Source organism: Streptomyces sp. NPDC046881 (genome assembly GCF_040645015.1).
Classification (GTDB): domain Bacteria; phylum Actinomycetota; class Actinomycetes; order Streptomycetales; family Streptomycetaceae; genus Streptomyces.
On sequence record NZ_JBEYXJ010000123.1, the window covers coordinates 1 to 8,532 of the forward strand.

The 8,532-nt window shown below is 75.7% G+C and carries 9 protein-coding genes; 5 read left to right on the plus strand and 4 right to left on the minus strand.

Going from position 1 to position 8,532, the window contains the following annotated elements:
- Positions 1-185: 185 nt before the first annotated feature.
- Positions 186-1,337, minus strand: coding sequence for a glycerate kinase (locus ABZ923_RS35705; RefSeq protein ID WP_361480637.1), 1,152 nt, complete (start codon positions 1,335-1,337; stop codon positions 186-188).
- Between the two features lie 149 nt (positions 1,338-1,486).
- On the opposite strand from ABZ923_RS35705, the gene ABZ923_RS35710 reads away from it, so the two are divergent.
- The 3 genes from ABZ923_RS35710 (at position 1,487) to ABZ923_RS35720 (ending at position 3,886) form a co-directional block, all read left to right on the plus strand.
- Positions 1,487-2,560, plus strand: a complete 1,074-nt coding sequence (locus tag ABZ923_RS35710) for an ADP-ribosylglycohydrolase family protein (protein WP_361480640.1) — start codon at positions 1,487-1,489, stop codon at positions 2,558-2,560.
- Between the two features lie 28 nt (positions 2,561-2,588).
- Positions 2,589-3,083: an NUDIX hydrolase gene (locus tag ABZ923_RS35715; protein ID WP_361480643.1), complete on the plus strand. Its 495-nt coding sequence runs from the start codon at positions 2,589-2,591 to the stop codon at positions 3,081-3,083.
- Positions 3,084-3,148: 65 nt separating this feature from the next.
- Complete coding sequence (locus ABZ923_RS35720) at positions 3,149-3,886, plus strand: Sir2 family NAD-dependent protein deacetylase (protein WP_361480646.1); 738 nt, start codon at positions 3,149-3,151, stop codon at positions 3,884-3,886.
- A gap of 16 nt (positions 3,887-3,902) precedes the next feature.
- Here the strand turns inward: ABZ923_RS35720 and ABZ923_RS35725 are convergent, their stop codons facing one another.
- The 3 genes from ABZ923_RS35725 to ABZ923_RS35735 all read right to left on the minus strand — a co-directional run bounded on the left by ABZ923_RS35725 (position 3,903) and on the right by ABZ923_RS35735 (position 6,794).
- The gene (locus ABZ923_RS35725; protein ID WP_361480649.1) at positions 3,903-4,385 is read right to left on the minus strand and encodes a methylated-DNA--[protein]-cysteine S-methyltransferase; all 483 of its coding nucleotides are present in this window, start codon (positions 4,383-4,385) and stop codon (positions 3,903-3,905) included.
- Between the two features lie 11 nt (positions 4,386-4,396).
- A complete protein-coding gene (locus ABZ923_RS35730; RefSeq protein ID WP_361480652.1) occupies positions 4,397-5,875 on the minus strand; it encodes an AlkA N-terminal domain-containing protein in 1,479 nt (492 codons plus the stop codon).
- A 70-nt stretch (positions 5,876-5,945) separates the two neighbouring features.
- Entirely contained in the window at positions 5,946-6,794 is an 849-nt protein-coding gene (locus ABZ923_RS35735; protein ID WP_361480655.1) for a methylenetetrahydrofolate reductase, read from the minus strand.
- A gap of 257 nt (positions 6,795-7,051) precedes the next feature.
- Here ABZ923_RS35735 and ABZ923_RS35740 point away from each other — a divergent pair, with 257 nt between their 5' ends.
- Both ABZ923_RS35740 and ABZ923_RS35745 read left to right on the plus strand, forming a co-directional pair.
- Complete coding sequence (locus tag ABZ923_RS35740; protein ID WP_361480658.1) at positions 7,052-7,762, plus strand: phenylalanine--tRNA ligase beta subunit-related protein; 711 nt, start codon at positions 7,052-7,054, stop codon at positions 7,760-7,762.
- A gap of 15 nt (positions 7,763-7,777) precedes the next feature.
- The coding region (locus ABZ923_RS35745; protein WP_361480661.1) for a winged helix-turn-helix domain-containing protein at positions 7,778-8,532 on the plus strand (755 nt) is incomplete at its 3' end.

Consider the following 8,532-nt stretch of genomic DNA (forward strand, 5'->3'; position numbering starts at 1 on the left):
GGATGAACAGGTAGAGCACCAGGAGCAGGAAGTTCTCGAAGTTGGCCAGGAAGTTCGCCCAGACCCCCGTTCGCCCACCCGCCCACCCGTCTCGGTCGGCTGGATGGGTGCCCTCTCGGGCTGCCGAGTCGGGTGGTGGGTGGGCATGGGGCCGGAGGTCCGGGGGCGGAGCCCCCGGCGGGTTGTCAGCTCAGGTGGGCCTCGGCGATGCGCGCGGCGACCCGTTCCAGGATCGGTCCCGCGTCCGCGATGCACGTGGCGACGTCCGGCTCGACCGAGGTCAGAGGATAGGCCTCGGAGATGCCGGCCCGCCGCAGCACCTCCGTCGGCAGGGCCAGCCGCCCGCACACGGCGACGACCTCCTTGCCCGCCGCCCGCGCCGCCGCGGCCACGCCCGCCGGCGCCTTCCCGTGCAGCGTCTGCTCGTCCAGCGACCCCTCCCCGGTGATGACCAGGGAGGCGCGCTCCAGGGCGGGCGCGAAGCCCAGGACGTCGAGCATGACCTCGATACCGGGCCGGAACCGCGCGCCGAGGAGCAGCGCGCCGTAGCCGATGCCGCCCGCCGCGCCCGCCCCGGGCGACGCCGCGTACTGTGCGGCCCGCGGCCCGGCCTCGGCCTCCAGCACCTTCGCGAAGTGGGCCAGCGCGGCGTCCAGCGTCTCCACGTCGTCCGGCGAGGCACCCTTCTGCGGGCCGTACACCGCCGGCGCGCCCTTCGGCCCGGTCAGCGGATTGTCGACATCGCTGGCCAGGACCAGCTCCACCGAGGACAGCCGGGGGTCGAGCCCGGAGAGGTCGGCGCGGGCCAGGTCGGCGAGTCCGCCGCCGCCCGGGGACACCGGCTCCCCCTCCTCGGTCAGGAACCGCGCGCCCAGCGCGGACAGCATGCCCGCGCCGCCGTCCGTCGTGGCGCTGCCGCCGACGCCGAACACGATGGTCCGCGCGCCCGCGTCCAGCGCGGCGCGCAGCAGCTCTCCGGAGCCGTACGTGGAGGCGGTCAGCGGCGCGAAGACGCCGGCCGGCAGCCGCTGCAGCCCGCTCGCCTCGGCCATCTCCACCACCGCGGTGCCGTCGCGCAGCGCGAACGCGGCCGTCACCTCCTGGCCGAGCGGCCCGGCGACCCGTACCTCCCGGCGTTCGAAGCCGGCCGCGACCGCCGCGTCCACGGTCCCGTCACCGCCGTCGGCCACGGGCAGCGCCTCGACCGGGAGGTCCGGCACGACCCGGCGCAGCCCGGCCGTCACCCGCTCGGCGACCTGTACGGCCGTCAGCGAGCCCTTGAACTTGTCCGCGGCGATGAGCACCCTACGGGTCTCGTTCCCTGCAGCGTCCGCCACCTTGTCTTCCCCTTGCTCTCCGGGCCCCGCACACGTCGGGGCCAGTCGCGCCGCTGTGACGATAACCGCAGGACACCCCCGTCGTCATGCCCCGCCCGAACCCTGGGAAGCCGCTGGGAGCCGCCTGTCAGAACGGGTACATCCCTGTCATGAGCACCGAGCGCCCCGGAGGGGACCTCGCCGACCGCATCCACGGCGGCTGGCTCGGCCGGATCGCGGGCAACATGCTCGGCAAGCCGGTCGAGCAGGGCGAGGTGTGGACCCGCGACCGTATCGACGGCTATCTGCGCCGGGCCGCGGCCCTGCCGCTGACCGACTACCTCCCCGAGCCCGCCGACCCCGCCGAGGCCGCCGTGCTGCGCCCGGAGTGGCGCGACTGCGTGCGCGGCCGGATCCACGGCAGCTGCCGGGACGACGACGTCGACTACGCGATCCTCGGCCTGCACCTGCTGGAGACGCACGGCTTCGGCTTCAGCACCGAGCAGGTCGGCGACCTGTGGCTGCTCAGACTGCCGTACCTGCAGACGTTCACCGCGGAGCGGGCCGCGTACCGCAACCTCGCCAACGGGCTGAAGCCGCCGGTGACGGCGACGTACGACAACCCGTACCAGGAGTGGATCGGGGCGCTGATCCGCGCCGACGTCTACGGCTGGACCTGCCCCGGCGATCCCGTCCGGGCCGCCGGTCTGGCCCGCCGGGACGCGGTGCTCTCGCACACCGGCAACGGCGTCTACGGCGCCATGTGGGCCGCCGCGCTGATCTCGGCGGCCTTCACCGCCCCGACGGTGCGGGACGCCCTGGACACCGCGCTGACGGTCGTCCCGGCGAGCAGCCGGCTGGCCCGGACGGTACGGCGGGTGGCGTCCCTGCACGGGACGCGGCTGCCGTGGGAGGAGACGCTGGCCACGGTGGCCGAGGAGACCGCCGGTTACGGCTGGATCCACACGGTGCCGAACGCCGCCGTGCTCACCGCCGGGCTGCTCTACGGCGACGGCGACTTCACCCGGACGATCGCGCTGACCGTGCGCGGCGGCCTGGACACCGACTCCAACGGAGCGACGGCCGGTTCGGTGGCCGGCGTCCTCACCGGGGCGGACGCGATCCCGGCGCGGTGGCGGGACCCGCTCGAGGACACGGTGCGCAGCGCGGTGTTCGGCTTCGACGGCGTCCGGATCAGTGCGCTGGCGGAACGCACCCTGCGCCTGGCGAGGAGCGGGTCGTAGCGGCCGGGTGGCTGGTTACCCTTCCCCAATGACCACGACGCCTGACTTCGCCGCGTACATCGCGAGCCTGCCCCGTGTCCTCGCCGGCGCCGCCGTGCTCTTCCGGGACGCCGAGGGGCGGGTGCTGCTCGTCGAGCCGAACTACCGGGAGGGCTGGGCGCTGCCGGGCGGGACCGTCGAGTCCGACGACGGGGAGACACCGCGCCAGGGCGCCCGCCGGGAGACGCTGGAGGAGATCGGCCTCGACCGGGAACCGGGCCGGCTGCTGGCCGTGGACTGGGTGCAGGGCCCGGGCCGGCCGCCGCTGGTGGCGTACCTGTACGACGGCGGTGTGCTGAGCGAGACCGACCTGAAGGCGATCCGCCTGCAGGAGGAGGAGCTGCTGTCCTGGCGCCTGGTCGGGCGCGAGGAGCTGACCGCGCACCTGCCCGGCGCGCTGGGCCTCAGGGTGCTGGCCGCCCTGGACGTCCTCGCGGCCGGTTCGGGCACGGCGGAACTGGAGAACGGCCACCGCGTGGCGTGACCGCCCGGCCCGCCGGGCTCTTATCCGCTCGCGGCGGCCACGCCGGCCGCCCTACCCTCGGGGGCATGGCCAAGCCCCTCGTCGCCCTGCTGAGCGGGGCCGGTATCTCCACCGACTCCGGGATCCCCGACTACCGCGGTCCGAACGGGCTGTGGCGGCGGGATCCGGAAGCCGAGAAGCTCGTGACGTACGCGTACTACATGGGCGACCCGGAGATCCGGCGGCGGTCCTGGCAGATGCGGCGCCGCAACCGCACCCTCGCGGCCGAGCCGAACGCGGCGCACCGGGCCGTCGCCGCACTGGAGCGGTCCGGCGTCCCGGTCCGGGTCATCACCCAGAACGTGGACGGACTGCACCAGCTCGCCGGCATGCCCGCCCGCAAGGTGCTCGAACTCCACGGCAGCGCCCGCAGCGTGGTCTGCACGCGGTGCCACGCGCGCGGCCCCATGGAGGACGCCCTGGCCCGGGTGGAGGCCGGCGAGGAGGACCCGCCGTGCCTGGAGTGCGGCGGCATCCTGAAGTCGGCGACGGTGATGTTCGGCGAGCGGCTGGATCCGGTGGTCCTCGGCGAGGCCGTGGCCGTCACCAAGGCCTGCCAGGTGTTCATCGCCGTCGGCAGCAGCCTGCAGGTACAGCCCGCCGCCGGTCTCGTCGGCGTCGCCGCCGACCACGGCGCCCGCATCGTCATCGTCAACGCCGACCCGACGCCGTACGACGAGATCGCCGACGAGGTGGTACGGGAACCCATCGGCACCGCGCTGCCCGCGCTGCTGGGCCGGCTGGGCGCGGAGGGTGCCGGGTAGCGGGCGGCGGGGCCGGTCAGAAGAGGGCGGTGCCGCGTTCGAAGTCCAGCAGACGGCGTTTGCGGTCCAGGCCGCCGCCGTAGCCGGTGAGGTCACCGCCCGCGCCGACGACGCGGTGGCAGGGCACGATGATGCCGATCGGGTTGCGGCCGTTGGCGAGGCCGACCGCGCGGGACGCCTTGGGGTTGCCGAGGGCGTCGGCGAGCCGGCCGTAGGAGACGGTCTCGCCGTACGGGATGCGGGTCAGCTCGTCCCAGACGCGGCGCTGGAACGGGGTGCCGTTCAGGCGGAGTTCGACGGTGAACTCGGTCAACTCGCCCGCGAAGTAGGCCGTGAGCTGCTCGGCGGCCTCGGCGAACGGGGTGTCGTCGGGGGTGCCGAAGGTCTCTTCCGGCGGGCGGTGGCGCTGGTCGGTCATGTAGAGGCCGCACAGGACGCCGTCGTCGGCGACGAGCGTGAGGGGGCCGTAGGGGCTGTCGATGACGGTGTGCTGCTTCATGGTGGAGTTCCTCACGCGGGCAGGAAGTTGATCGGGTGGTCGTCGGTCGCCCACAGGTACTGCACGGCGTACGCCCGCCAGGGCCGCCAGCTCGCCGCACGGGCGGTCAGCGCGGCCGGGGTGGACGGCAGGCCGAGTTCCCTCGCGGCGCGCCGGACGCCGAGGTCGGTGGGGAGGAAGGCGTCGGGGTCGCCCAGGGCGCGCATGGCGATGACGTCCGCCGTCCACGGCCCGACGCCGGGCAGCGCGAGCAGCCGGGCCCGCGCCTCCGCCCAGTCGGCCTCCACCCCCAGGTGGAGGCCGCCGTCGGCGAGTTGCCGGACGAGAGTGGTGAAGGTGGTGCGCCGGGTGCCGGGCATCGCCAGCGTCCCGGGGTCGACGGCGGCGAGCGCCCCGGGGTCGGGGAAGAGGTGGGTGAGGCCGCCCTCGGGGTCGTCCAGGGGTTTGCCGTGCGCGGCGACCAGGCGGGCGGCGTGGGTGCGGGCGGCGGCCGTGGACACCTGCTGCCCGAGCACGGCGCGCACGGCGAACTCGGCCTCGTCGACCGTGCGCGGCACCCGGCGCCCGGGGGCCTGGTCGACCAGCGGGGCGAGCAGCGGATCGGTCCGCAGCCGCTCGTCGACGGCGACCGGGTCGGCGTCCAGGTCGAGCAGGCGGCGGCAGCGGCTGATGGCCACGGTCAGGTCGCGCAGGTCGCTCAGGGTGAGGCGGCAGGCGATGTGGTCGGGGCGGGGGGCGAGGGCGGCGATCCCGTGGCCGTACGGCAGGCGGAGCGTGCGGCGGTAGGCGCCGTCGCGCCACTCCTCGACCCCGGGTACGGCGGTGGCGGCGAGGTGGCCGAAGAGGTTGGACGGGTGCAGCGGGGCACGGAACGGCAGCCGCAGGGTGAGCACGCCCGGGGTGCCGGGGCCGCTGCGTGGGGCGCGGGTGCGCAGTTCGCTCGGGGAGAGGGCGAAGACCTCGCGGACGGTGTCGTTGAAGGCGCGGATCGAGGAGAAACCGGCCGCGAACGCGATCTCCGCCATGGGCAGCGTGCTGGTCTCGACGAGCAGCCGCGCGGTCTGGGCGCGCTGGGCGCGGGCGAGCGCGAGGGGACCCGCGCCCAGCTCGGCGAGCAGCTGCCGCTCCACCTGCCGGGTGCTGTAGCCGAGCCGGGCGGCCAGTCCGGGCACGCCCTCGCGGTCCACGACCCCGTCGGCGATCAGCCGCATGGCCCGGGCCACCAGGTCGGCGCGCCGGTTCCACTCCGGAGAGCCGGGGCTGGTGTCGGGGCGGCAGCGCTTGCAGGCCCGGAAGCCGGCCTGCTGACAGGCGGCGGCGCTCGGGTGGAACGTCATGTTCTCCGGCTTGGGCGGCACGACCGGGCAGCTCGGCCGGCAGTAGATCCGGGTGGTCAGGACGGCCGTGAAGAACCATCCGTCGAAGCGCGCGTCCTTGGACTGCACGGCGCGCACGCAGTGCTCCCGGTCGAGGTGCATCCCTGTCTGCATGCCTCCAGCATCGGGGACCGCGCGCCCCGGGGCTGGCGGAAATCCGACACGTACGTGGCCTGGCCAGGTGTCAGGCGTCGGCCGGGCGCGGCTGCCGGAACCGGGTGATCCACTCGGCGGTGGCCCGCAGTCCGCCGAAGGTGTAGAAGTGCACCTTCACCACGCCGTGCCGGGCGGGGTCGTAGCGGTCGGCCAGCGTGTGCAGGAAGCGGTCCGGGCCGGCCGTGCCCACGAGGTTGGTCAGCGACAGGCCGTACTTGCGGGCGACGGAGGCGCTGGTGCCGACGCCGAACCGGGTGGCGTAGCCGAGCAGCCGGCGCACCCCCGCCGGTCCGGGGACGCCGATGCGGACGGGCAGGTGCACGCCCCGCGCGCGGAGGGCCTCCAGCCAGCCGAGGACCGGGTCGACGTCGAAGCCGAACTGGGTGATGACGTCCCCGGTGAACCGGTCGGCCCCGATGGCCGCCGCCTTCTCGGTGAGCGCCGACCACAGGGTCCGGTCGGCTATGCCGGGGTGGCCCTCGGGGTAGCCGGTGATGCCGACGTGCCGGACGCCGTGGCGGCGCAGCAGCCCGGTGCGCAGGACGGCGAGGGCGTCGGCGTAGGGGCCCTCGGGACGGGCGGGGTCGCCGCCGACGACGAACACGTTCTCGGCGGTGCCGTCGGCCGCGAGCCCGGCGAGGAACTCCTCCAGGGCGGGCCGGGAGGGCAGGCGGCGCGCGGAGATGTGCGGTACGGGGACGAAACCGAGCCGTTTGACCGCGCGGGCGGCCGCCAGCCGGGTCGCGGTGTCCTCGCCGGCCAGGAAGGTGATGTTGATGCGGGTGCCCGGCGGGATGCCGGGGTGCGCCTCCTCCAGGGCGGGCACGTCCTTGCCGGTCATCTCCAGGGAGAAGTCGTCCAGCAGAGCAGGGTTCATGGTGCTTCTCGTGCTTCTCGTGCTCCTGGTACGGCTCGCCTCGGCGGGTACGCCTGGCGGTGGCGCGTACGGCGGTGGTCCCGGACCCGGCCGATGATGTCACGCGGGCCGCCGGGGACGGCGGGCAGGGGCGCCGGTCGCGGAGTTGCGGACCGGCGGAGTTATGGACCGGTGCGGTGGGCCGTGTTTGGCCCTGGCAGCCGGGCCAAGCGCCGGGCAGGGTGGTGTTCCCGATCACCCAGGAGGTCCTGTTGAGCGTGTCGTCCGTGCTTTTCCGGCATGCGGACGCGGTGCGGGCCGCGTTCCCTGAACTGTCCGCCGGCGTGCTGTACGCCGCCGGTGTCGACGCCCCCGCGGACACCCGGCCGCGCGCCGCCGCGTACACCGGGCGGGCCGTGGCGCGGCTGGCGGGGGCCACCGAGGGCGAGTTCCCCGAGGTGCTGGCCTGGCGGCGGGCCTTCTCCCGGATGGGGCTCAAGCCCACGCAGTACCGGTCCGCCTCGGAGTCGCTGCTGCGCCGGCTGCGCAAGGAGGGGGCGCTGCCCGGCATCCATCCGCTGGTGGACCTGTGCAACGCCGTCTCGGTGGCGTACGCGGTGCCGGTGGCGGTCCTCGACGTCGACCGGATCACCGGGCCGCTGCTGGAGGTGCGGGCGGCCCGCGGGGACGAGACGTACACGGCGTTCGGCGGCGCCCTGGAACATCCCGCGCCCGGCGAGGTCACCTTCGTCGACTCCGCGGGGCGCGCCCACGCCCGCCGCTGGACCCACCGGCAGAGCGGGCACTCGGCGGTCGGCGCGCGCACCGGGCGGGTGCTGGTGGTGGCGGAGGCGATGCACGACGGCGGCGCGGACGTCGTGGCCGAGGTGGTCAAGACGGTCGAGGAGGAGGTGGCGGCGCACTGGGCGGCCACCACGGCGGCGGCCGTCCTCACCCCGGCCGCGCCGGAGTTCGCCTTCGGGCACTGACCGGCCCGTGGCAGCATGAGCAGGGTGGACGAGGGGCGGGAGGTGGCGGCGCGCGGCTCCGACTTCCTGCAGCTGGCGGTCTCCGACGTGCCCGCCGGCGGCAAGGCGGAGTGGCTGACCGGACGGCTGCGGCAGGCGATGGCCGACGGCCGGCTCCCGGTGGGCAGCCGCCTCCCGCCGACCCGCGTCCTCGCCGCGGAACTCCGCGTCTCCCGGGGAGTGGTGACCGAGGCCTACCGCCGCCTGGCCGAGGACGGCCAGGTGGCAGGCCGCCGCCGCGCCGGCACGGTGGTACTGGCCACGCCGTTTCCTTCCGCGATGGCGAGGAGCTGCGGGGGCGGTGGTGACTTGCCGAGTGCCGGGGGCGGGTCGCTGGGTGCCGGGGACGGGGGTGACTTGTCGGGTGCCGGGAGCGGGGGCGGCTCGCTGGGTGCCGGGGACGGGGGCGGCTCGCCGGGCGCCGGAGACAGGGGTGACTTGCCGGGTGCCGAGGACCGGGGTGACTTGGCGGGTGCCGGGCACGGGGGCGGCTCGCCGGGTGCCGGGGAGAAGGGCGTCGGTGGGGGGCCGGGTGGTGCCGGCGGCGGGGGTGACGCCGGGGCCGGGGGGCTCGACGGGCTGTCGGGCCGGGAGCGCGGGGGCGGGGCCGGTGGGGCGTACGCCGGGCGAGGCGGCCGCGCAGCGGACGAGGCACGGACCGGGCGGGACGGTGAGCCGTGGGCCGGGGGGCGTGGGGGCGAACCGGATGGGGCGCGTGCCGGGCGGGACGG